The sequence below is a fragment of the Arthrobacter sp. Soil764 genome, assembly GCF_001428075.1.
Taxonomy (GTDB): Bacteria; Actinomycetota; Actinomycetes; order Actinomycetales; family Micrococcaceae; genus Arthrobacter.
In genome coordinates this window covers 171,628-195,620 of record NZ_LMSI01000024.1, presented here as the reverse complement: position 1 = coordinate 195,620, position 23,993 = coordinate 171,628, and the positions used below count along the sequence as shown (strand labels likewise).

Sequence of the window (23,993 nt, the reverse complement as noted above, 5' to 3'; positions counted from 1 at the left end):
GATGAACGAGGTGGCGAGTTGTCCAGCCAGCGCAGGTCCCGCAATTGAATGGGTGCTCTTTCGCCGGAGAGGGCAGTGGTCCCGGAAACCAAAGTTTTTCCCGCTCAGAGCACCCTTTCCCGCACAGGTTCGCGCCCCTGGCCGATTTCGCGTCCCGGCTAATGGATGGCTTCGTGAACTTCCTGGCACAGCGCGTGGTATTCCGGCAAGGTACGTATCTTCTCGGCATCGATGTACTCGCCCGGCGGTGAGAACACGGACGATTTGTCGAGCACTACACGCCCGGGACGCGGGCTCATGACCATGACCCGGGTTCCCAGAAAGACCGCTTCCTCGACACTGTGCGTTATGAAGACGATGGTCTTGCCAGTGCGGCGCCATATATCAATGAGCTCATTCTGTAGGCGCTCTCGGGTCAGTGCGTCCAATGCGCCGAAAGGCTCGTCCATCAGAACAATGTCGGGATCATTGGTAAGCACGCGCGCAATCTGACAACGCTGTTGCATGCCGCCGGACAGTTCATAGGGGCGCAGGCCTGTGACATCACTGAGCCCGACCATTTCGATGTAGCGCTCAGCGTCGGCCCGACGCTTTGCCGGGTCGATCTTGCGCAATTTTGGCCCTAGTTCCACGTTGCGCTGAACGTCAAGCCATGGGTACAAAGTGGGCTGTTGGAAGACCATGCCCCGATCAGCGCCTGGCCGGTCCACGCGCTTGCCGTTCATGGTGATCGAGCCGCTGGTCGGCTGCATGAAGCCAGCCAGGAGGCGCAAAAAGGTGGTCTTGCCACACCCTGAGGGTCCGGCCAGACAGAGGAACTCCCCGGGCTTTATCGTCAGGTCGAGGCGATCAACGGCCTTCACCCGTTGGCCGCCCTTGCCGGTGAAGGAGTGTGTCAGCCCTCTTACTTCGACAGCGTGGCGGCTCATCGCGTGGCCTTCGCCAAGCTGGCGTCCACCGCGTCGGTGTAGACCTGTGGGGCACTCACGGCCTGGATGGAGCCCTGGGTGAGGAGGAAGTCCGCAGTGGCTGCGAGGTCCTTGCCCAGCTTCTTGCCCATCGCATCATCGGCGACCTGGTCGGTTGCCCGCAGATACCTGAACCCGGCGAATTGGTTTACCGCATCCTTGGGGCTGATGCCCAATTCAACGGCAATGCTTTGCGCGGCCTTGTCGGGATCTTCCTTGATCATCTTGACGGCGTAGTCCTGGGCCTTCGTCCACTGCGCCATGAACGCCGGATTCTCTTTTATGAAGGCAGTACGAGCTGTGCCCAGGTCGTAGGTCGCCGTGCCGGTTGTGGCAACCTTCCCGTTATCGGAGATCACATGGCCAGTCGCGCCCAGTTCGTCCAGGACAGGACTCCACACCCAGGCAGCATCAATCTGGCCGCCTTGCCACGCCCCTGTCATCTGCGCCGGCGAGAGATTGACCAGCTTGACGTCGGTCCGGGAGTCAAGGCCGGCCTGCTTGAGGGCCTGCAGCAACGCGAAGTGTGAGGTGGAACTGAATGGCACGGCTATCGTTTTACCTTTCAGCTCGCCCACGGACTTGATACCGGCATCGCGCACCACCAACGATTCGGCACTCCCAATGACGTCGAACATCCATACGACCGAGATAGGCATCTTCAGCGGCTCGGAGAGCGCCATCGTCACCGGAGACGAGCCGATGTACCCAACGTCAATGCTGTTTGCTCCATAGGCTTGAAGCACGTCAGCGCCGGAGGTGAAGACCGACCAATTGATCGTGGCGTTGGGCATGCATGCCTCCAGAATGCCCTGGTCCTTCACGATTGGATCACCATTTGGCACCTTCTGATAGGCGATTCGCACCGTTCCCTTCACCGAGTTGTCTGCGTCCCAGGGGCACTTGGTGTTTTCTGCGGCGGGGGCTGTAGTGCGGCCCGACTGCACACAGCCGGTCAGCGCGACTATGAGCACAGCACTGGAAATCAGGATCTTCTTCGACCTAACGGTTCTCATGAACGGCTCCTCAAGTTAGTTGTTGATGGTTGGAATGGAAAGGTCATACGTGGCCGCGCCACGGAACCAGGAGACGCTCGGTGACTTTGAGGGCGCCGTCCAGTGCTACTGCTGTCAGCCCGATGACGATGATGCATGCAATTGTCAAAGGAGTTTGGAGTTCAGTACCGGAGAGATAAGCCAGTCCGCCAATACCGGGGATCCCGTTGCTGAGTTCAGCGGCAACGACCGTGGTCCAGGCAAAAGCGACCGCGATGCGGATCCCCGTCAGCACCTCTGGCAGGGCGGACGGGACGATTACGTGAAAGACAGCCTGCCAACGGGACGCTCCGAGGGATAACGCGGCGTTAATTTGATCCTCTTTAATTCCACGCACCCCACTGATGGTGGCCACTGCGATCGGAGGAAATGCAGCCAGGAACAGCAGCCAGTTCTTTGATGTATCGCCGATGCCAAACCACACGATCAAAATACCGATGTAGCCAAGGGGCGGAAGAGCGCGCAGGTAGTTGAGGTATGGCTCGATGACGATGCTGATTGGCCGGACCGTTGACATCAACAGGCCAAGCGCGATGCCGAACACGATGGCTGCGCCGACGCCAATGCCAATTCTTTGCAGACTGGCAATCAGGTGTTCCCACAGATAGTAGTTCTGTGCCCCTCGCACCATGCGGTCGATGCCAGGCGCAATCCTATGGTCCGTGTTGGCTTCGACAAAGGCATTCCATACTGCACCCGGGGACGGAAGGAACAGCGGACGAACAAGTTGCAGCGAAGTCACCAGCCACCACAGGAACAAGCCCGCCAACAAGGTGATACTCCGGATGACCCATGATCGGCCGAAAAAAGCGCCGATCCGTTTCGAAGAACTGGGAAGCTCTGTCGGCGTGGAAAGGGCCGGTCCTTCGGCCAGTGCCGCAACTACTTGATCGTTGGGCATCACAGAGGCCGTCGTACTCGACACCGCATCACTCGAACGGTCATTCATAGCCACTCCTACTCGGATTTTGACTCAAAATTTTAGATTTTTGATTAAAAAAAGCCTGACACGCTTCAACCCGGGGGTCAAGAGTGATAGCTTGAATTTTGTGAATAAGACGTTGGATGCGGACCTTGCCAGCATGAATGTGGACGCTGTCCGCGGCGACGGGCTTGTCCGTGTGGCCCACACGGAGATCCGCAAGTTAATTCTTTCAGGAGACCTGCTTCCGGGCGATCGGGTGACGGTGCGGCCGCTCGTCGAGCGTCTGGGCCTCTCGGCCACCCCGATTCGAACCGCTCTCGCCGCCCTTGAGCGCCAAGGTCTACTCGAATCCCGCGACCACCGCGGATTCTTTGTTCCCTTACTGAGCCTTGATGACCTGATGGAGATCTATGAACTTCGGGAAGCACTCGAAGTGATAGCCAGCCGCAGGGCGGCGCAATCCCCTTCACGTCTTGAACTTGCCAATGAAATGGAGCAACTCCTGGAGCAACAGCGGGCCGTCGTTGCCGCCGGGGATGTATCCGGTTACCTGGAGCTGGACATCAGATTCCATCAGCTGATGTGGCTTGCGTCCGGAAATAAGCGGTTGGTAGGTGTGGCTGATAATCTCTTCGGTCAAATGCGCATTGGGAATAACATCTCCGCCCGCGTACCCGGGCGCCCGGAAGCATCACTCCTCGAGCATGAAGAGATCGTTGAAGCCCTTCGAGCCGGCGATCCGCGCGCTGCTGAAAAAGCAGTTCGCTTCCATATCCGCACCGCAGGGAAGGCCCTGTCTCAATTCATGGTCCGTAACTCCTAGGCGGTTACGCCATTCTCCGGTACTGCACCCTCAGGTGGCGCAGATGTTAGTACACCCCTCCGGGGGTCCTCGCCGTTGCCGTGGACGCCCATGAGATTCCCCGGTGCGGCAGACCGGTTCGGCTGCTGTGAGCCAAGCGAGTTTGACGGTGCCTGGTTCCAGGCTGCCGGAGAACCACCTTCACCGAGGCACACCCGCCGGCCGGGGCAGAACTTACTGCCAGGGTGGTCGTATGGGTCAGCGTCGGACTGCGGCGTTTCGACATGTCGGTCCCGGCTCTGGCCCACCGGCTCCTGGCACACCACCGGGGAGGCCATCAAGATGGAGGTCGCCCTGCGGATCGCAACCGCCGGCAGGCTGACGAGAGTGAACGCCCTGGGGAGTCAATGACCATGTCAGGTCGCACGCCGGTCCGCCGCGATCCGGGCCACCGGATCGCGGAACATGCCGGGCCGCGTGGAGTGCTGCTCATGCCAGGCCGCTGGACCTCGTCCCGGGCCGATCCGAAACGGGGTCGGGCCACCAACCCGGCCGCCCGAACCAGCCCCGTTACATTTATTCCGTCCCCGAGGGCCGGGGATTTGGTCGCTGGACCTGGTATGACTTTCTTGCCCTGTCGCTGATGATCCGGGGGGTGTTGTCGCCAGGTTCGGAGACACGCGTTGACTGCTGATAGGGACACGGCCGGCTCCTTCCGAGGGGCGAGGTCTCTTTGTAACGTGGGTGCCAGCATCGGGTGTCGTGACTGCGGCCAGGAGTTGGTGCAAAGGAGCGCCGGATGGACGAAGGGTACGAGGTCTACTGCGGGCTTGATGTCGGTAAGTCTGAGCATCACGCCACGGCGTTGAATGGGGTCGGCGAACGGGTCTTCGACAAGCCGTTGCCGCAGGACGAGGCGCGACTGCGCGAGCTGTTCACTGGGCTGCAGCAGCACGGCAGGGTGCTGGTCATCGTGGACCAGCCCAACACAATCGGCGCGCTGCCAATAGCGGTGGCGCGGGACTGCGGGTGCACCGTTGCCTACCTGCCGGGCCTGGCGATGCGCAAAGCCGCTGACCTGTACCCGGGAAAGTCCAAAACGGACGCCCGGGACGCGTTCATCATCGCCGAGACGGCCCGTACCATGCCGCACACGCTACGGGCCGTCGACCGGGACAGCGAGGTACTTGCGGCGCTGAAAGTGCTCTCCGGATTCGACGCTGATCTGACCCATGAATGCACCAGGGCAATCAACCGTTTGCGGTCCCTGCTGCTCCAGATTTTCCCCGCCTTGGAGCGCGTCTTCCCGGGGACCGTGCTAACCCGCGGCCTGGTCCTGGAGCTGTTCATCAAGTACTCCGGACCGACTGGACTACGGACCGCAGGCCGAGGCAACGTGCTGCGGTGGGCCAGGAACCACAGCCGGAAAGACCCGGTGAACCTGGTCGACGCGATCTTCACGGCGCTGGGCGAGCAAACCGTCACAGTCATAGGCACAGAAGCCGTTGAACTGGTCATTCCCCGCGTCGCAGCGCAAATCAAGGAGCTCAAACACCAGCGCGCCATCGTGGCCGAAGAAGTCGAAAAACTCCTTGATGACTTCCCTCTTTCCCAGGTCTTGATGTCCATGCCAGGAGTCGGCATCAAGACCGCAGCGACGATACTCCTGACCATCGGCGATGCCGGCACCTTCACCTCTGCCGGGCACCTCGCCGCCTACGCAGGCATCGCCCCTGTCACACGGCGCTCCGGCACCTCGATACGCGGTGAATTCCCCGCCCGATCAGGAAACAAGCAACTCAAGAACGCCCTCTTCAGATCCGCCTGGATCGCCAGCTGCCACCACCCGGCCTCGAAGGCCTACTACCAAAAGAAACGGGCACAGGGGAAGAAGCACAACGCCGCCGTCATCTGCCTGGCCCGCCGGCGCTGCGACGTCATCTACTCAATGCTCAAACACGGCACCTTCTACGAGGACAAACCCGCCCTGGCCGCTTGACCAAAAGCATAGGGACACGTTCCCTTACAGACCATCAGGACGAGTCGAGGCTAGCCCAGAGCCGCGCCGCGTCTCCTGACGCACTCCCGGGCAGCAAAGAGCTACAGAGACGTGGCCCGTCGCAGCCTTTCGCCAGCCACTTTCACGAGCCTTTCTGGGTAGGCCCGGGCCGGGTTGCATGACCTGCACCAGCGCGGGTGGCATGCACTTGCACATGCCACCCGCGAAGGTGCAGGGTCCGGCTGCTGTCAGGCTTCCGGATCGTGGTCGGTCTCCAGGACCTCAACCAGATGGGTCAGGGCTTGATCAGTGCCCGGACCGTCGGCGCGGAGTACTACGACGTCGCCGTAAGAAGCGCCGAGGCTCATCAGGGAAAGGATGCTGGCCGCGTCGAGCGCTTCGTCGGCGCCCGTACCTTCGGGGGCGATGGTAACGTCCAACTCCAGCTTGTTGACCTCCTCCGCAAAAATCGAGGCGGGGCGGGCGTGGAGGCCCACTCGGCTGGCGATGGTTGCTGTTCGTTCGGGCATGTGATTCCTTCGTCTGTTATGCGGCCGTCTGTTATGCGGCCGGACTGGGTTGTTTGGCCACAGCCTTTTCACTTTCTTTGGTTTTGGCCTTGGTCTCGGCTTCCTTGGCTTCGGCCAGCCACGCATCGCGCTTCGCACCGGGAACCCAGCCCGCATCAACCACCCGCCGCTGGAAAATGATCGCGGCTGTCACGAGGGCCGTGGCAATAAGGATGGTCAGGACGGCGCCCACGGCAGGGCCGCCGCTAAGGCTGACACCGATCAGGGTACCGAACCAGCCGAAGTCCGCGTCTCCGAAGGTACTGTTGGCGAGTCCAAACTTGCCCAGGACGAGCAGCAAAATGGCGGGCAGGATGGTGATGATGATGCCATTGACGAAGCCGCCGAGCATAGCTCCCCTGCGTCCGCCGGTTGCGTTACCGTACACACCGGCGCCGCCGCCGGTGAAGAAGTGGGGGACCATTCCCGGGAGGATCAGCGCCAAGCCGAAGGCCGGGTTAAGCCAAATGGCGAGGACACCGAGGGCGATCAAGCCTCCCGTGAAGGAGCTCAGGAAGCCGATGAGCACAGCGTTTGCCCCGAAGGGGAAAACGATGGGGATGTCCAGGGCTGCCTTGGCACCCGGCACCACTTTGGCCGCGATGCCTTGGAAGGCCGGGACGAGCTCGCCCAGTACTGTGCGAACACCATAAAGGATGACAGCCACACCGACGCCGAACATCAGCGCCTGTTTGAAGCCCGCCATGATGAAGGCCCCCGCATCTGCGGCATCAAAAAGTGCCAGCGCTTTAGCGGGCGGGAGGGCGATAAGGCCCCAGATGGTGAAGACCATGTAGATCAGGACCATGGAGAGTGACGTGGCCACCATCGAGTCGCGTAGGAACTTCAGCCCCTGGGGAAACTGGATGTCCTCTGCTGACTTGCTGCGCTTGCCCGTGGCCTGTCCAACTGCCCCGGCCGCGATGTAGCCCAGAGAGCCGAAATGGCCAATGGCGATGGTGTCATTGCCAGTGATCTTCTTCGTCCAGGGATGGAGGAACGCCGGCATGACCACCATGATCACCCCCAGCAGGACAGCCCCGAGGAGCACCATCAGCCAGTCAAGGCCCTGTCCCAGTCCGACTGACAGAATAACGGTGAGCATCGTGGCCATGAACACCATGTGATGGCCGGTCAGGAAGACGTACTTCAACGGAGTAAAGCGTGCCAGTACCAGCATGATGAGGAAGCCAAAGGTCAGGACGTACGCGCTTTGGGCGCCGAACTGTTCCTGGGCCATGGCAGTGATGACCTCGTTGGTCGGGATCACTCCCTGGGCCCCCGTGACAGTGAGGATAAGTTTGCCAAGGGGATCAAGTGATCCGGTAACCACCGTAGCGCCGACGCCAAGGATGAAGAAACCCAAGGCCGCCTTCAGCGCGCCTCCGATGACCTGGCCAGAGTTGCGCCGCAATGCGATCAGGCCTGCCGCGGTGATAATGCCGATCAGGTACGCGGGCACATTAAGAATCTGCTGCCCTATGAAATTCAGTACTACTACGAGCCAGTCCATGCCGTAGGCACTCCCTTAAAGCCGAATTGTTGGTTTGTCTTGTGATGGTGGGGGTGGCGGAACCACCGGGCATTGCCTAGCGAACAGCGGCAGACAGTTTCTTGTGGATCTCATCGAGATCGAAGAAGTTCTCTATGACGATGACCTCCGCGGGGACATCGCCGATCTCAGGTGCGAGCTCCTGGGAAGTGAGAACGATTTCCGCCGTTTGTGCAGCGCCGCGGGCGACGCCTATGTCAGCGGCTTCGATATCAGCGTCGACGCCAAGATCCTGGAGGACCTTTTCGGCGTTCATTTTCAGGAGCACGGATGTTCCAATGCCCATTCCACATACAGCGACGATCTTCATGGTTCGTTGCCTTTCAGTTCGGAGATGGTGTTGCTTATTTCGGGGAGGCGGCGCGCGCCAGGAGGGAGCGAACTTCTTCCGGACTCGCCGCGGCATCAAGGTCACTGCGGGTGGCCGGGTTCGAAAGGATCCCTGCGACTGCCCTGAGGACTTCGATGTGGGCAGTGTGGTCAAGGGCCGCGAGGCCTATCACCAAGGAGACGGGGTCATTGGATTTGTGCCCGAACTCGACAGGGGAGGCCAGGCTGACCCAACTCAGCCCTCCCTTTTTGACGGATTCGGAGGGGCGGGCGTGGGCGAGGGCGACACCGGGCGCGATGACGATATACGGGCCATGCTCTTCGACGGCAGCGATCATCTGGTCGGTGTAGTCCTCTGTAGTGACCCCGCCGGCCACCAGCCCATCTCCGGCATACCGGACAGCCTGCCTCCAGTCGGACACGGCGACATTGGTGGCAATGGAGGAGAGTTCTTCAGCGAGGTTTAAAGCCACGGGGATCCTTCAGTCAACGGATCACATCACGACGATGTGAGTCAGATCACCGTAGCAAGGATTGAGGGCTTAAGTCTACAAGTAGACCAAAGTGTGATGTAGGGAGTGCCGCCTATACTGAGGCCAACGCAAGTGATGTTGCCCCGCTGTGGGTGAGCCGGCTGATCCTGTCGGGCGCGAAGAGCGCGTCCTGGGCAAGCAGTGAAGCCCCCGTGAGGCCCGCCTCGGCCCCCAGGCGGGAAGGTTCGACAACGAGGTCCTGGGTGGCGAACTCGCGTGCCCCGGCGTAGATGGCTTCGCGGATGGGTGTGAGGAAGGGTTCGCCCGCCGCGGCAAGGCTCCCGCCAATAATTACCGCCTCGGGGTTGATCAGTCCCACAATGTCGGCCAGTGTCTGGCCAAGGCTGGTGCCCGTTTCTTCGAGGAGGGCGAGCGTTCGGTGGTCCCCGCTCGCGGCGAGCTCAACGATGTCGGCTCCCGTCCTGACTTTGTAGCCGCGGGCCACCAGTTCTGCACGCACAACGGCTCCACTGGCTACGGTTTCAAGCCGCTGGAGCCGGCCGCCGCCGATGCGCGGCCGGCTCAGGTCTCCGGCACCTCCGCGCGCTCCGCGGTACACGGCGCCATCCAGGACGAACCCCAGCCCGATTCCAATGCCGGCTTTCACGCCCACAATGTCCTGGTAGCCCACTCCGCCCCGCCTTGCCTCGGCCAGCGTCATGACATTCACGTCCCGGTCGACCGCGAGGACGGCATGTCCGTATCGGCTGCTGAAGTAGTCGCGGACAGTCACACCGTCCCACTGCTTGTCCACCTGCGGCGATGCGAGGCGGCCCGTGGCCGTATCGACCGGGCCGGGGACGCCGACGCCGATCGCCAGGACGTCATCCCTGGTCTTGCCAAGGCGCTGCAGCATGTGGTCGAAGACCTGGCCGGCCCATTCAAAGATCTCGGCCGGACCCTGGCTCGGCCCGATGTCCGCCTGGTCGACACTGAGAATCGTCGATACCAGGTCCGTGATGGCCACCATGCTGTGCGAGCCGCCGATGTCCAGGGCCAGCAGTACGCCTGAATCCGGCTTCACGGCGAACTTCTCCGGCGGGCGTCCGCCACGTGAATCGAGCTGGCCCACGCTCATGATGATGGAGGCGTTCAACAACTCCTCAAGCCGCCGGGCGAGGGTGATGCGCGACCACCCCAGCCGCTCCAGGAGATCGCTCCTGGTGGTGGCCTGCCCGGACCTGATCAGGTCCAGGACAACACCTGACCCTGTCGAAAGTGACTGCGCCATCTCAACCTCTCGTGATGCGGTTACTGCCGCGGATGTCAGACCGCCGGTTTATGCATACTAATAATCAAAAGCTTACCGTGTCGCAGGTCTCATCAAGGCGGCGCGGCACAGCATATACTCTGGCCCACGGGACGGAGCCCTTGCCTGGTAAATGACCGGCATAGCAAGCCTGACCGACGGCAACCACCTCAAGGTGCCGCTGGGAATTTTCGCTTGACATCCGGCGGGAAAGGTAGGGGAACGGGGGACTGTGATCCCGGACAGAGCCCGATGCTATCAGTGGGGTTCGGAAGTGGTGATCTGGCGGACGGCAGTTACCATCGCGTTCAGAATTCAGCCCTCAACACCCAAAGACGCTGGCCTCTATGGGATGCTCGGGATCGGTCCCGCGTTGTCGAAAGTTCCAAGATCGGGGCTGACTCCAGTTCCAGAATCCGGGACCAGGAGCCGGCTCTTTGGCAGCGCCCCCAAACGAAGGCCTAAGCCCTCCCCAGCAAAGGTGAAACCGTTGCCGCTGCAAATGATTAGCTATCCCGCTCCCGGAAACAAGACACGTCGGATTACGAGACGGCGTCGACCGGGGCCATATGTGAAATTAAACGCGCGGGTGGGGAACGCAGTGCCGCTCTGTTGGACACCACGCCCAGCAATCAGCCTACTTAGTGTTTCTGAGACTTCAAGGGCGAAATCCAACTGGCGCTTGATAACCAACACTCCACGGGCAGCTATCCATCCCCTTTCGATGTCTCACCCATTGGCCCAAATCAAATGCCGATAATGGAGATACCGTCAAGCTGAACAGAAGCCGTTGGTCCCGGCATCCTGATAAACAAAAGCCTTCATCGGAGTCGTCTCTCAGGTACGATGGCTGCCTTCGTAGGGGCCGAAGCCGCCTCAAACCATTTGCTACCGCGTGAACTAGTCCTGTCCGTGCGCGGAAGCTACGAACCATCATTCAGCAACTTCCGCATGGACGACTCAATCCGCACGCCATGTTGTACGTAAGTCTTCCTCCAGGCTCCAAGCCAGCCCCGATCAGCCTTCAGCGGCGAACCGGGGGAGGAGGGGCGATGATTTTCGCTGCTTTCGAGGAGGGAATTACGGCCACGAACTTGTCGAGCCCTGTCAGTGTGAAAGCCTCCTGACCTGACAACCGGGCACCTTCTGGCCACGGCTTGGCGCCGGCAGCATCGAATACACCTACGGCGCTGGCCTCAGCACGCGAGCTAAAACGAGGCTCGTACAGCACGCCGCCAAAGCTGGCTTGCTGGAATGCCTGCGCCCAACGAACCGTCTTCGCGTAGCTGCCCGTGACGGACCCCAGCTCCCGGATCGCCCCCCAATCGGCCGCCGACTCGTGCCCCGTATCCGCCACCTCCACGGGGTGCGGCAGCTGGACTTCGGCCAACTCCATGGCATGCATCAGGGACTCGGGCAACAACGAGCCGATACGGAAGACGCGTCCGAGCCGTTCCCGAATCGCCGCTTTGACATCTGTCGCTAGGTAGCAGGTGCCCAGCGGGTTAGGCAGGTCGAAACGTCCACCGTTGGAAGAGAACCACCAAGCACCCCATCTGTCAGGGTTCGGCGCTTGAACGGCACGCCACAGCTTTCGATCCGGCTCGATCCGCTGACTGGGGAACCCCGTGAGGTCGGCAGGCGGCTCGGGCAATGCAGAATCCGCCCGCGTCATGCTGCCGCCCATGCAGCCGCGTCGTCATGAGCCAGCTCAATGACGGGTGCCGGGTCGCGTCGGGCCGTTAGCCATTCAGCTGCAGTACCACCGAGTTCCTCGACTGGGGTGGTCAACCAAGCCGCGATGATCCAGCCGTCCTCAGTTCCATGTTTGAGTTCGACCAGCACATCCGACAGGCCGGGCAACAGCGAACCGCTTTCGGTGAACTGCCACACGGGGTATAGGCGAACGCGGTCTGAAGTTAAACAGCCGAGCAGCTTGCCAGCGCCGAGCTTCTTTTCCAAGGCTTGCCTAGACACGCCTAGCCAGTTCTTGAGGCCCGTTGTGTCATAGAACGGGCCGACCCTATCCGCCAATTCATTGGAGCCTGACTTGCGGGGAATGACGCGAAGCATGGACTGTACAAGACGCGATGGGTCGACACTCGTAAGGTCTACGTTCGGGCTTCGCCGCAACGCGGCAGCCAGTCGTGCTGTCACATCTCGTACAGGGTCAGGTTGGGCAATATGGGGTGGGGGCACAGGAACATGGCTGCCTAGCCTAAGTCCAGGACTGGCCGTAGTCTTCCCTGTGGTTTTCATGTTGAGCAAAACACGAGCTTGTTTGCCGTAAGTGGTGCGATACCTTTTTTTCGGTCGTCCTGTTCTAGTGGCTCCCGCAAACGACTTTCGATCAAGGCCCGAAAGAGTCTTGCTGAGTGCATCGTTCAATTCATCGGCGCGGACTTGGACTAGGTCGGGATAACGTCGTTCCAGTTCAACGATCTCTCCAACGAGTTCACCGTAGGCTTGACGGATTGGTTTGCTTTTGTTCTTTGCAACATCAATGGACTTCGCGTCTCCCGATCCAACCATGCCCAAATCCCCTTCCGTCAACCAAGACAACCATACTATGCGTGGCGGTCAACCAAGACAACCGTGACATCGTTTTCGTGCGCTGGCGGCAGGGTTGGGCGAAGTTCCGCTTTATTAGACAGTGGCTCTGCTGCTCTTAGATCCCACCCTGACAGTCGTAAGGGTGGGATTCGGGAAGGGCAAGCGCGAGATCAGTCGAAAGAGTCAAAGAATTTGGACTTGATGAATCGTTTGTTGGCTGTGGGCGGCTATGTCACCCGTTGTGACTGAATAAGGCGCCGGAGAACAGGTGGAAGCTCCGCATCGGCGCCACGTCGTTCCATGTCAGGAGATTCTGGCGTAAGGATAGGGTGTAGTTGTGACTCACCGCGCCTATTCGAATGCGCATTATTTAAGCCTGCGGTAGATGGTCGGTCTTTTCCAACGCTTTGTGTTGCAGCGCGGACCCCAGTGGGTCAGCGAGTTCGTGCCCTTCGAGGCCGGCTAGCGTTCCGGCCGAGCTTCTTGGACGCTCCATCCCTCGACTTGGGTGTAAGTCGCGACGACCGAGACGTCACCGCCGGGCTGAGTTGGGCAGATGGAGAAAAGCAGCACTGCATAGGCACAATTCAAACCGCGTAGGGCGTCTTTCGCCTTGGCCACGGCGTCGCTGAGGTGCATGCCTTCCACCCTGAACCAGCCGGTACTGGCTCCGGTCCGGTACTTCACAATGTAGGCCATATGGAAGTATCGCCGGGTGAGGGCGCTCCAACTACGGCCTTAGGACCCCTGCAACTCCTCTCAGCTGCGATGAGCATTCCCTACCCGGTGGCTACGTCCTCGATTGCCCAGGAGAGAATTAGGGCGTCTAAGTCGTCGTGGGGCAAAAGGCCATATATATACGCTTCGAACTCCAGCGGATCGGCGTTACCGCCGTTGGCGTAGTACCTCAGCCAGAGCTGTTCGATGCTTGCCGTGTTCTGCTGCAACATTGCAAGTGCTGCTTGCCGCGGATGGTTCATAACCTAACCCATTTATTAGGTCTGTATGGGTGTATGAAGGTCACCGCGTCGTGCTCAGTTACGAGAATGCGGCCTATGCCGTCGAGCCAAACCCAGATGATGCACGCGTCCTCTGAGACGTCGTCTATTGGGGTTACCCGCAAATCGTGGACAGTTGATCAGGCGGCTTGTGCCGGCTGAGGTTTGTTGCTGGTGAGGAACTGTTCGTGTTCCACCGGCGTGGTGTAGCCCAGGGCTGAGTGGAGTCGGGTGCGGTTGTAGAACTCCTCGATCCAGCGTCCTGTTTCCCGGATAGCGTCCTGCCTGGTCGCCCACCGGCGCCGGTCGTAGAACTCGGTCTTCAGTGTTGACCAGAACGATTCCTGCATCGCGTTGTCCCAGCACACGCCTGTCCGCCCGACGGACTGCCTGATGCCCAGCCCGGCGCAGACGTCGTTGAGCTGGGCGGAGGTGTACTGGGTACCGCGGTCTGCATGGAACACGACTCCGTCCGGGCCGCCGCCGCGCAGGATGTAGGCCATGCGCAGCGCCCGCTCCACCAGGCCGGTGGTCTGGGTTGAGTCCATCGCCCACCCAATCACGCGCCGGGAGCAGGCATCCCTGACAGCACACAGATACACCCACCCTTCACCGGTGCGCAGGTACGTGATGTCCGAGATCCAGACCGCATCCAAGGCTCCGGTGTCCCACTTTCTGGCCACCAGATCAGGGATCGAATGGACCCGCACCTCACCGATCGGCGCTACCGGCCGGAACCGCCGCGGCGAGATCCCCTCCAGGCCCTGCCGGCGCATCGAGGCGGCCACGGTCTTCCGGTCCACACCGGTCCCGTTCCTGGCCAACGCGGCCTGCACCCGGGGCGCCCCGTAAATCCCGGTCGAATCCCTGTGCACCCGCCGGACCTTCGCATCCAGTTCCGCCCGCACCACGGCACGTTCGGCCACTGCAGAGCTTCGTTGGCGCCAGGCGTAGAACCCGGAGCGGGACACCCGTAAGAGCCGGGCCATCCGCTGGACCGGGTAGTTAGCCTTCTCGGCCTCCATCAGCTCGAAGCATTCCGATTCTGCTGCTTGGAAGCGAAGAAGGCTGCGGCTTTTCCCAGGAACTCGTTATCCATCCGCAGCTGCGCGTTCTCCCGGCGCAAACGCTCCAGCTCAGACTTTTCCGTCTCAGCCGCCGCGAACTCCTCGGGAGCCGCCAGCCGGGCCCGTTCCTGGGCCACCCATCGGCCCAGCAACTGCTCACCCAGACCCAGCTCCCGGGCCACCGGCGCTACCGGCCGGCCCGTATCGATGACCAGGCGCGCGGCCTCCCGCCGATACTCCGGAGTGAATTTACGTCGTGTCGTGCTCACAAGAACACCTTCCCGCAGAATCCAAGGATCCCGCTACTTCAGGTGTCCACCAACAGAGGTTAACCCCANGCCGATACTCCGGAGTGAATTTACGTCGTGTCGTGCTCACAAGAACACCTTCCCGCAGAATCCAAGGATCCCGCTACTTCAGGTGTCCACCAACAGAGGTTAACCCCAGATGAGACAAGGGTGCTGAACAGGTCGCGGGCTGCCGGACCGGCTTAAGATGGACCGCCACTTGGGGGTGCTGCGGGGCCGAGGCCGCATCGGATTTAGGGATCCTGGGCTGATGAACCGCGCAGGATGCCTATGCTCGCTGGTCCCCCGCCGTCGTGCTCCCGACCACAACAGTGCCGTCCACTTCCTCTGAACGGACCGTCCGTGTGTCGAACCCGGCGGCGGTGAGAATCGCGGATGTGCCCGCTGCCTGCCGCTGGCTGGTTTCAATCAGCAGATGACCATCGGGAACCAGCCATCCGGGGCTTCCGGCAGCAACACGGCGGTGGAAGTCCAAGCCATCAGGACCGCCGTCAAGGGAGGCCGCTGGTTCGTAAAGACGCGCCTCGGGCGGCATGGTGCGGATGGCTTCCGTGGGCACGTAGGGCGCATTGACCACGAGCAGCTGGACCTGGCCGCGCAGCCCCGGCGGCAGGGCATCGAACAGGTCCCCCGCATGCACTTGGCCGCCCATAGGCCCAACGTTTCGCCCGGCACACCGAACAGCCGCACGTTCGATGTCCGCGGCATGCAGTTCCACCCACGGAGCCTGATGAAGGATGGCTGTTCCCACGGCACCGGTCCCGCAACAGAGGTCAACGACAACGGCGGGTGCAGGCGTGTGCCGCTCCGGCAGCAGCGCCAGTGCCTCGGTGACCAACAGCTCGGTCCGACGCCGGGGGACAAAGACACCCGGCTCCACCACAATGCGGCGGCCGGCAAATTCCGCCCAGCCCAGGATGAGTTCCAGGGGGACGCCTGCCACGCGGCGTTGGACGTTCCGGGCAAGGTCAGCGGGAGTTGAGGCTTCGGCGAGCAGCAGGCGAGCCTCTTCCTCCGCGAAGACGCAGCCCGCGGATCTCAAGGCAGAGACAACGCCGTCGAAGTCCCGCGGTGGGGAAGAACCGGGAGACGGAGAAGGGCTGCGGACAGCCCGTGATCCAGGACGTGGCACAGCAACGCCCTCCGTTGAGCCGGCGGGCACCCCCATGCCTGCTAAGCCACGCTCTCCGGACGGCGGGCGGGGACAACCAAACCTGTTACCGCTGTCATGGGCCCGCCTCCTTCGTCCGTTGCTGGAAATCCCATGCTAATAGGTGGCCTTATGCACGGGAATGGGTCCCGGTTCTTGGCAGGATGGGACCATGACCATGGGAACAGCCAGCGACATTCTTTGGATCGGCACCTACACCCCGGACGGCGGCGGCCGCGCCAAAGGCATCGGGGCTGCCCGGGAGCACCAGGACGGAAGCCTTGAATGGCTTGGCACCGCAGTGGAGGCGCAGTCGCCGTCGTTCCTGGCCGTCCATCCCACGCTGCCGGTGGTGTACGCGGCAGCCGAGCAGCGCAAAAAGGTCCAGGCTTACCGCCGCCGGGGCGACTTTCCGCTGGAACTGTTTGGAGCACCGGAACCGGCCGGAGAGGCCACCTGCCACGTGGCTGTGGACCTGCACGGCCGGTTTGCCACCGCAGCCTGCTGGGGCGACGGGCAGGTCCTGCTCTACGAGCTGGATGAAGACGGCGGCCTGGCCGGGCGGTTCCCCGCCGCACCGTCGGTTGACCCCCACGCGAGCCTTTCTCCCGGCAGCCCCAGGCAAAGCCGTGCCCATGCCAGCCTGATGCTGCGCGACGGCCGGGTCATGACCACGGACCTGGGTCATGACACCCTTCGAATTTGGAACTATGAGCCGGGTTCCGGGCTGGTGGCCGACCATGAGGTGGTACTCCCCTACGGCAGCGGTCCCAGGCACATGGTCGAGCACCCTTCGGGCAATGTCTTCATCGTGTCGGAGTACTCCGTGGAGGTCTTCGTGGTCCGGCCCGATGCCGGCACCTATGAGCTGGTATTCCGCGGACCCGCCACCGCCGGCGGAAGCCAGGACGGTGATTCCGCTGCCGAAATCTGCCTTGGCCCGCAGGGAAACTTCGCGTACGCCGGCGTCCGCGGATCCAACATCATCAGCGTCCTGGAAGTGGCAGCAGGCGGCAGCGAACTGATCCCCGTCAAGGACTGCGACAGCGGCGGGGACTGGCCGCGGCACCACCTGGTCCGGGGAAGCTGGCTGCACGTGGCCCACGAGAGGTCGGACAACATCGCGACGTTTGAGTTGGATCCCGTCACCGGACTCCCAGGGCCGGTGCTTCATGATCTGGCCACCCCATCGCCCACGGCCCTGGTTTCCGCCGGCTGACCGCAGATACAGCCAGGACTTCCTGATAAGGGCTCGTGCCCGGACTCATAGGGGACCACCCCCAAACACTGGAGTAATTCAGTGCAAGCGCTTACAGTTGTGACTTGGTTCACAGGTCAGCATGCTGTCCTTCGAACCCTCCTGCCGCATCCCTTGTCAACGGCAAGCCTGTACAGCAGCGCTGCTTCCCAGGAAGGTCTCACCCTTGTTATTCCGCACTCCTTCAGGCGCGCCCCCACGCGCCCAACTGCGGCCAAAGCCCGCAGGACCACAGCACCCCACAGCCCCTCGATCAAGCAGCCTGAGCCACGCCATCGCGGCCAGGTCCGCAGCCGGCCTCCTGGTAGCCGCCGTGGCGGTTTCGACGGTAGTCCTTCCGGCCCATGCCGCGGTGGGCCTTAACGATCCAAAGAATCCCGGCACCCAGGGCCAAGGATCCTCCTCCGCGCTCCATTCGCTCCGCGGACCCGTCACGGACGAGAACTTTTACTTCGTCATGGCAGACCGCTTCAGCAACGGCAGCACCGCCAACGACCAGGGCGGCCTGGGGCCTGACCCGATGATCTCCGGCTTCGACCCCGCAAAGAAGGGCTTCTACAACGGCGGGGACCTGGGCGGACTGCGCAACAAGATCGACTACATCCAGGGCCTGGGCACCACGTCCATCTGGTTGACCCCCAGCTTCAAGAACAAGGCCGTGCAGCCGGAGGACAAATCAGCCGGCTACCACGGCTACTGGGTCACCGACTTCACCCAGATCGATCCGCACCTGGGCACCAACGACGAGCTCAAAGCCCTGATCCAGGATGCCCACGCCCGCGGCATGAAGGTGTACTTCGACATCATCACCAACCACACAGCTGACGTGATCGGTTACCAGGAGGGCGACCGTAAAGGCTACGTCTCAAAGGACGCCGTCCCCTACAAAACGGCCTCGGGCGAAACCTTCGATGACCGTGACTACGCCGGCACCGGAACCTTCCCCAAGCTGGATGCGAGGACCTCATTCCCATACAAGCCGGTCCTGGCTCCCGGTGAAGAAAACCTCAAGGTCCCTGCCTGGCTGAATGACCCCACGCTGTACCACAACCGCGGCGACACCACCTTCACCGGTGAAGACTCCATGTACGGCGACTTCTTTGGCCTCGATGACCTCTTCACCGAAAATCCCACCGTGGTGCACGGCATGGAAGACATCTATGAGTCCTGGATCGGCGACTTCGGTGTGGACGGTTTCCGGATCGACACCATGAAGCACGTGAACAACGAGTTCTGGCAGGAATTCGGCCCCAACGTCCTCAACTACGCCAAGGAGCACGGCAAGGACGAGTTCTTCATGTTCGGCGAAGTCTTCGACACCACCAAGAGCTTCACGTCGCAGTTCACCACCCGCAACAAGATGCAGGCCGTGCTGGATTTCCCCTTCCAGGACGCTGCCCGCAACTTTGCTTCCAAGAGCCAGGACGCCAAGGCCCTGCAGTCCTTCTTCGCGGGCGACGACTGGTACACCGATGCCGACTCCAATGTCTACGAACTGCCCACCTTCCTGGGCAACCACGACATGGGCCGCATCGGCAGCTTCATCGCCCAGGACAACCCGGCCGCAAGCGACGCCGAGAAGGTGGCCCGCGATGGCCTGGCCCACGAACTGATGTACTTCTCCCGCGGCAACCCGGTGGTCTACTACGGTGACGAACAGGGCTTCACCGGCCCCGGCGGCGACCAGGACGCACGCCAGACGCTCTTCGCCAGCAAGGTGCCGGAGTACCTGGACGACGACCTGCTGGGCACGGACGCCACCCACGCCACCGACAATTTCAACCCGGGCCACCCCCTTTACGCCAAGATCGGCGAACTGGCCGCACTCACCAAGGAGCACCCGGCACTGCGGAACGGGGCGCACCAGCACCGCTACGCCTCCGACGGACCCGGCATCTATGCCTTCTCCCGCACGGATGCCCGGGACCAGCGCGAGTACGTGGTGGCCCTGAACAACAGCGCCCAGCCTCAGACCGCGCAGGTCCCCACCTACATCGCCAAGCGCAGCTACACGCGCATTTACGGCGAGGGCGCCGACGAGGCCAAAACCTCGGACGACGCCAAACTGACCGTGACCGTCCCGCCGCTCTCCGCCGTCGTCTACGAATCCTCCGGACGGATTCCGCACTCCAAGGAGGCTCCCGCCGTCGCCCTCCAGCAGCCGGCCGCCGCGCCGGCTGACAACGGACGCATCAACGTAACGGCCGACGTCGACGGTGCTTCGTTCTACGAGGTCACCTTTGAGGCGAAGACGGCTGGCGGCCAGTGGCAGCCCATCGGGACGGACGACACCGCGCCGTACCAGGTGTTCCACGACGTGGCGGCGCTGGACGCCGGCACGCCGCTGGAGTACCGCGCCACCGCCCTGGACAACGGCGGGCATACCGCCACCAGCCGGAGCCGTTCAGCAGCAGTCCCCGCGCCCGTCCTGACCCTGCAAAAGCCCGCGGAGGGCAGCAGCGTGGAGGGCAAGGTTGAGCTGAGCGCCACCGCCGATCCGGAGAAGGCCAGCCACGTGGTGTCCTTCGAACGCAGTGTGGGCGGCGGGGACTGGACCGCGGTGGGCACCGACTCGTCGTCGCCCGTCTACTCCGCAACCGACGACGTCTCCGCACTGGCCGATGGCACCAAGGTCCAGTATCGCGCCTCGATGGCCGGCCCCGGCTTCAACGTCACCAGCGACATCAGGACCGTCACGGTGGGGCAGGCCCCGCAGCCCGATTCGGTCACGGTGGCCGGGTCCCTGAACAAGGCAATGGGCTGCAGCGCAGACTGGGATCCGGGCTGCAGCCAGGCTCGGATGAAACTGGATCCGGCTGACCGCATCTGGCGGCTGACCGTGGACCTGCCGGCCGGCAAGTACGAATACAAGGCGGCGCTCAACGGCGGCTGGGACGAAAACTACGGCGCCGACGGCCAACTGAACGGGCAGAACATCGTGCTGGACCACCCCGGCGGCAGGGTCACCTTCCGCTACGACAACAGCACCCACCTGCTCAGCGCCGTCTACGCTTCACAGCAGCCGGCTGCCGTGGCCGCTGCCGGGAGCATGGACAGCGAACTGGGCTGCGCCTCGGACTGGGAGCCTGCCTGCAGCCAGGCGCAGCTGGTGCTGGACCCGGCAGACCTCGTGTGGAAGCTCTCCGTTCCGGACCTGCCGGCAGGAAGCTACGAGTTCAAGGCGGCCCTCAATAAGGCGTGGGACGTCAGTTACGGGGCCGGCGGGGCAACGCCGGGGGCCAACATCGTGCTTGAGCACGACGGCGGCCCGGTCACCTTCCGTTATGACCATTTCACCCATGTGATCACCGCAGGCTAGTTCACCTTCCGAAACAAGGTAACCACGAAAGCAACAGGCCCCGCCGCTGACAAAAGCGGCGGGGCCTCGTTGCTTTCACTACCCGCTTATGCGCCGTGCAGGGCTCCCTCCACCGCCGCAAGCAGCGAGTTGAACCGCTTGTTCGCGGGAAGGTCATCGAGGTAGACGGGCTTGCCGTCCGGGCCGCCCAACGGCACCTGCCAGTTGGGGTAGAGGGCCTCCGTGGTTCCGGGCTGGTTCTGGACCCGCCGCTCCCCCACCGCATCCACGAGGGCCACGCCCAGCAGTACCGACGGCGCCTGGGCCAGCAGGAGGTGCAGTGCCTCGATGGTGTGCTCTTCGGTTGCCTGCCCCTCGGCACCCCCGGCAGCCCCTTCGGAAAGGTAACCATGTTCGCGCAACAGGGCGAACATTTTCTCCAGGGACGCGTTGTGCTCCGTGCGCTCCTCCTGCTCGGACCGTTCCAGCAGCCCCAGCCGGCTCCGCAGCCCCACGTGGTCGCCAGCCAGGTAACCGGCGGTGGGCGGGAGGTCGTGGGTGTTGACGCTGGCGAGCGCCTGCGTGCGGTACTTTTCCGGCGGAAGGGGTGAATCGCCGTCGTACTCAAACCAAAGGATGGACGTGCCCAGGATCCCGCGGGCCGCAAGGTAGTCACGCACCCATGGCTCGAAGGTGCCCAGGTCCTCCCCGATCACCACGGCACCGGCGCGGTGCGCCTCAAGGGCGAGGATGCCGATCAAGGCCTCGTGGTCGTAGCGGACGTAAGCGCCGTCCCCCGGAGCGTTCCCCATGGGGATCCACCACAGCCGGAAGAGGCCCAAAATGTGGTCCACGCGGATGCCGCCGGCGTGCCGGAGCACGTTGGCCAGCATGTTGCGGAACGGTTCGTAACCCGCCTCGGCCAGCCGGGCGGGGTGCCACGGCGGCTGGCCCCAGTCTTGCCCCTGCTGGTTGTACATGTCCGGCGGGGCCCCCACGCTGGTGTTGGGGGTCAGCACGCCGCGCAATGTCCAGGCGTCGGCGCTGCTGTGGTCCACGCCCACCGCGAGGTCGTGCACCACGCCCAGCCGCATCCCGGACCGCAGGGCAGTCTGCTGCGCATTTTCCAGCTGTTCGTCGCAGATCCACTGCAGCCAGCGGTGGAACCCGATCCGGTCCGCCAGCTTGGTCCGCAGGGCTTCCGCTTGCGGGGTTCCGATGGCGTAGGCCGGGTCCTTCCAGAGCGGGTCGTCCGGCGCCAGGTCCTCCCGGATGGCCGACCATAGGGCGAAATCCTCCAGTCCGCTGCCGGAGATGCGGCAGAACTCGTCGAAGGCGGCTTGCCGGGCGGGTGAACGGCGGGTGTGGTAGAGCATTTCAAGTGCCTGCAGCTTCGCCGCGTACACGGCATCGCGGTCTAGGCGGGCACCTTCCCGGTTCAGCCCTGCCACTTCCTCGTGCAGCTTTTCCAGGGCTGCGCGTTTCCGCGGCCGGAGGTAGGCCAGTTCGGGGATGGCCTCGATCCGGATATAGAGCGGGTTGAAGAACCGGCGGGTGGACGGCGAGTAGGGCGAGGGCTGGACCGGCGGCACGGGCTCAGCCGCGTGCAGCGGGTTGACCAGCACGTAGTCGGCGCCGCGCCCGCCGCTGATGGCCGCCAGATCGGCCAGGTCCGCAAAGTCGCCGATGCCCCATGACCGCTTGGACCGGACTGAGTACAGCTGCGTGGCCAGCCCCCAGCCGCGGCGTTCCTCCAGGGGCTTTGCCGTGGCCAGCCGTGGCGGCGTCACCACCAGGGTGGCGGTGGCGGTGGCACCCTCCGACTCCGCGTGTAGGGTGTGCCAGCCCAGAGGCAAGTCCTCGGGGAGGGAGAACGTGGCACGTCCCCTGGAAACGCCGTCGACCTCCCTGGGCTGGACCCAGAGATCCTGCTGGACAGCCTCCCGTTCCCCGGTTCCCCCTTCAAGGGTTACGGTAACGCTCGCGGTGGCGCCGTCACGGACATGGACCGGCACCTGGGCCGGCTCGCCCTGTTTAATCACGACGGCGGGCGGCAGCATGCGCCGCCACGGCGCCAATTCCGCTTCCGCCAGGGCAGCCTGTATCTGCCGGTTGGTGTTTGCCTCAACGCCGAGGGCGGCCAGCACCTTGATCAGCGTCTCCTGGGCAACGGAGTGCGGAAGCCCGTCCCAGCCCTGGAAGGACGTACCCACCCCATGGGCGTCCGCCAGTCGCTGCAGCAGGTGCGGATCGACCGGCCCAGGGGCAGCGGCAGGAGGGCCTGCCGTAGTGGTGGGCCGTTCTGCATGCTGTTGGCCTGAAGCCGTCATGGGTGTCCGCCTCGTCTGTGATGGTCCCGGAACTTACAGTGCTGCTGTTGTACCGGGCGCCGACACCCCCGTGCACAACCGTTGGTTCAGATTATTGCAGGGCGGGGCGGAGGCGAAACCGGGACTGCAGGCGGGCGGGTCTTGACGGGTCCAGGGCACGGCCTACGGATCGAAGTGTGTGCGCACTCCCCCGTCGCTGACCCGGCCCAGGATCCCGGCGGCAACGTCCCGCAGCTTCTGGTTCCGATGGCTGGACGCCTTGGCGAGCAGGGCCATGGCCTCATCCTGGCTGCACCGGTTCTGGGCCATGATCACGCCGCAGGCAACGTCGATGGTGGTACGGCTCGCCATTGCGGCCCTCAGGTCATCCGCCAGGTTCTGGGTATCGGCGATCCGCAGCGCCAGCCGCAGCGCGCGGGATGCGAGATCGGCAAACGCTTCAGCCCGGTGGACGGTTTCGGGAGCAAAGACGTCCGGCTCTGCGGCGAAGAAGTTCAACGCGGCGGACTGATGTTCGTCCAGGGCAAGGGGACGCCCAGGACGCTGCCGCAGCCATGCTCGGCCAGGACCTTCTGGTAGTTGGGCCAGCGGTTATCGGTCTCGACATTTGCCAGGACCATGGGGCTCATGACCTCCAGCGCCGCGAGGCACGGACCCTCCCCCAGCGCCTGCTCCAGCTTGTCCAGGATGACGGCGCGTTCACTGCTGCCGGCAATGGTGACGCTGCGTTTGCGGCGCCGCAGGGTCACCCCGCACTCGATGGGCGCGCCCGCGTCATCGCTGAGTGTGGAGGCTGCAACAGAGGACAGCTCCGTCAGGAAGTCAGCCACGTTGCTGCTGCCGATGATGAGGTCGTGCAGCTGGACGAACTGGTCGTCGCTCTTGATGGTGCCCATCCCCCAATATAGGCATGATGCCCGGCCGTTTGCGCGCCACAAAACGTCATTCCCGCCGGTCCCGGTTACTCCGTGCGACGAAAAGAGAAGGACTAAGGCGGAAATCTGCGGCGGTCCATCCAGGCTGTGTAGCCTCATGACGATCCAAGGCAC

At 63.0% G+C, this 23,993-nt stretch carries 20 protein-coding genes; 4 read left to right on the top strand and 16 right to left on the bottom strand.

Going from position 1 to position 23,993, the window contains the following annotated elements:
* Positions 1 to 158: 158 nt before the first annotated feature.
* Genes ASG86_RS18675 through ASG86_RS18665 form a run of 3 tightly spaced genes read right to left on the bottom strand, consistent with a single transcriptional unit; the run spans position 159 to position 2,972 of the window.
* Complete coding sequence (locus tag ASG86_RS18675; RefSeq protein ID WP_056337978.1) at positions 159 to 929, bottom strand: ABC transporter ATP-binding protein; 771 nt, start codon at positions 927 to 929, stop codon at positions 159 to 161.
* A complete protein-coding gene (locus ASG86_RS18670; protein ID WP_056337977.1) occupies positions 926 to 1,984 on the bottom strand; it encodes a taurine ABC transporter substrate-binding protein in 1,059 nt (352 codons plus the stop codon). The genes ASG86_RS18675 and ASG86_RS18670 overlap by 4 nt, the downstream gene beginning before the upstream one ends.
* Positions 1,985 to 2,027: 43 nt before the next feature.
* On the bottom strand, positions 2,028 to 2,972 hold the full coding sequence (locus ASG86_RS18665) for an ABC transporter permease (protein WP_235565231.1): 945 nt from the start codon (positions 2,970 to 2,972) through the stop codon (positions 2,028 to 2,030).
* Positions 2,973 to 2,991: 19 nt separating this feature from the next.
* Here ASG86_RS18665 and ASG86_RS18660 point away from each other — a divergent pair, with 19 nt between their 5' ends.
* Both ASG86_RS18660 and ASG86_RS18655 read left to right on the top strand, forming a co-directional pair.
* A complete protein-coding gene (locus ASG86_RS18660; RefSeq protein ID WP_156386236.1) occupies positions 2,992 to 3,771 on the top strand; it encodes a GntR family transcriptional regulator in 780 nt (259 codons plus the stop codon).
* Positions 3,772 to 4,549: 778 nt separating this feature from the next.
* Positions 4,550 to 5,749 (top strand): IS110 family transposase, encoded by a 1,200-nt coding sequence (locus tag ASG86_RS18655; RefSeq protein WP_056337972.1) that lies wholly within the window; start codon positions 4,550 to 4,552, stop codon positions 5,747 to 5,749.
* A 248-nt stretch (positions 5,750 to 5,997) separates the two neighbouring features.
* On the opposite strand, the gene ASG86_RS18650 is transcribed toward ASG86_RS18655, so the two are convergent.
* The 10 genes from ASG86_RS18650 to ASG86_RS18600 form a co-directional block, all read right to left on the bottom strand.
* Positions 5,998 to 6,279, bottom strand: coding sequence for an HPr family phosphocarrier protein (locus ASG86_RS18650; protein ID WP_056337970.1), 282 nt, complete (start codon positions 6,277 to 6,279; stop codon positions 5,998 to 6,000).
* A 31-nt stretch (positions 6,280 to 6,310) separates the two neighbouring features.
* The gene (locus ASG86_RS18645) at positions 6,311 to 7,831 is read right to left on the bottom strand and encodes a PTS ascorbate transporter subunit IIC (RefSeq protein WP_056337969.1); all 1,521 of its coding nucleotides are present in this window, start codon (positions 7,829 to 7,831) and stop codon (positions 6,311 to 6,313) included.
* 76 nt (positions 7,832 to 7,907) lie between these two features.
* A complete protein-coding gene (locus ASG86_RS18640; protein WP_056337968.1) occupies positions 7,908 to 8,180 on the bottom strand; it encodes a PTS sugar transporter subunit IIB in 273 nt (90 codons plus the stop codon).
* 34 nt (positions 8,181 to 8,214) lie between these two features.
* Positions 8,215 to 8,673: a PTS sugar transporter subunit IIA gene (locus ASG86_RS18635; RefSeq protein ID WP_056337967.1), complete on the bottom strand. Its 459-nt coding sequence runs from the start codon at positions 8,671 to 8,673 to the stop codon at positions 8,215 to 8,217.
* A gap of 112 nt (positions 8,674 to 8,785) precedes the next feature.
* Entirely contained in the window at positions 8,786 to 9,964 is a 1,179-nt protein-coding gene (locus ASG86_RS18630; RefSeq protein WP_056337966.1) for an ROK family protein, read from the bottom strand.
* A 1,042-nt stretch (positions 9,965 to 11,006) separates the two neighbouring features.
* Positions 11,007 to 11,657, bottom strand: a complete 651-nt coding sequence (locus tag ASG86_RS18625; protein WP_200946290.1) for an RES domain-containing protein — start codon at positions 11,655 to 11,657, stop codon at positions 11,007 to 11,009.
* On the bottom strand, positions 11,654 to 12,514 hold the full coding sequence (locus tag ASG86_RS20620) for a hypothetical protein (protein WP_156386235.1): 861 nt from the start codon (positions 12,512 to 12,514) through the stop codon (positions 11,654 to 11,656). The genes ASG86_RS18625 and ASG86_RS20620 overlap by 4 nt, the downstream gene beginning before the upstream one ends.
* Positions 12,515 to 13,314: 800 nt before the next feature.
* Positions 13,315 to 13,485 (bottom strand): hypothetical protein, encoded by a 171-nt coding sequence (locus tag ASG86_RS20615; protein ID WP_156386234.1) that lies wholly within the window; start codon positions 13,483 to 13,485, stop codon positions 13,315 to 13,317.
* 188 nt (positions 13,486 to 13,673) lie between these two features.
* A protein-coding gene (locus ASG86_RS18610; RefSeq protein ID WP_156386233.1) for an IS3 family transposase occupies positions 13,674 to 14,869 on the bottom strand; the annotation gives its coding sequence in 2 pieces (ribosomal slippage) (positions 13,674 to 14,602 and positions 14,602 to 14,869; 1,197 coding nt in all).
* 307 nt (positions 14,870 to 15,176) lie between these two features.
* Positions 15,177 to 15,950: a putative protein N(5)-glutamine methyltransferase gene (locus ASG86_RS18600; protein ID WP_235565230.1), complete on the bottom strand. Its 774-nt coding sequence runs from the start codon at positions 15,948 to 15,950 to the stop codon at positions 15,177 to 15,179.
* A gap of 280 nt (positions 15,951 to 16,230) precedes the next feature.
* Between ASG86_RS18600 and ASG86_RS18595 the strand changes: the two genes are divergently transcribed.
* Positions 16,231 to 17,277, top strand: coding sequence for a lactonase family protein (locus ASG86_RS18595; protein ID WP_056337955.1), 1,047 nt, complete (start codon positions 16,231 to 16,233; stop codon positions 17,275 to 17,277).
* 352 nt (positions 17,278 to 17,629) lie between these two features.
* Positions 17,630 to 20,635 carry an alpha-amylase family glycosyl hydrolase gene (locus tag ASG86_RS18590; protein ID WP_442854309.1) on the top strand — a complete coding sequence of 1,002 codons (3,006 nt, stop codon included), beginning with the start codon at positions 17,630 to 17,632 and terminating at the stop codon, positions 20,633 to 20,635.
* An 86-nt stretch (positions 20,636 to 20,721) separates the two neighbouring features.
* On the opposite strand, the gene malQ is transcribed toward ASG86_RS18590, so the two are convergent.
* The 3 genes from malQ to ASG86_RS21145 all read right to left on the bottom strand — a co-directional run bounded on the left by malQ (position 20,722) and on the right by ASG86_RS21145 (position 23,840).
* Positions 20,722 to 22,944 carry a 4-alpha-glucanotransferase gene (gene malQ / locus ASG86_RS18585; protein WP_056337952.1) on the bottom strand — a complete coding sequence of 741 codons (2,223 nt, stop codon included), beginning with the start codon at positions 22,942 to 22,944 and terminating at the stop codon, positions 20,722 to 20,724.
* A gap of 162 nt (positions 22,945 to 23,106) precedes the next feature.
* The gene (locus ASG86_RS21150; RefSeq protein ID WP_327019838.1) at positions 23,107 to 23,442 is read right to left on the bottom strand and encodes an ANTAR domain-containing protein; all 336 of its coding nucleotides are present in this window, start codon (positions 23,440 to 23,442) and stop codon (positions 23,107 to 23,109) included.
* The gene (locus tag ASG86_RS21145) at positions 23,439 to 23,840 is read right to left on the bottom strand and encodes a hypothetical protein (protein WP_327019837.1); all 402 of its coding nucleotides are present in this window, start codon (positions 23,838 to 23,840) and stop codon (positions 23,439 to 23,441) included. The genes ASG86_RS21150 and ASG86_RS21145 overlap by 4 nt, the downstream gene beginning before the upstream one ends.
* Between the last annotated feature and the right edge of the window lie 153 nt (positions 23,841 to 23,993).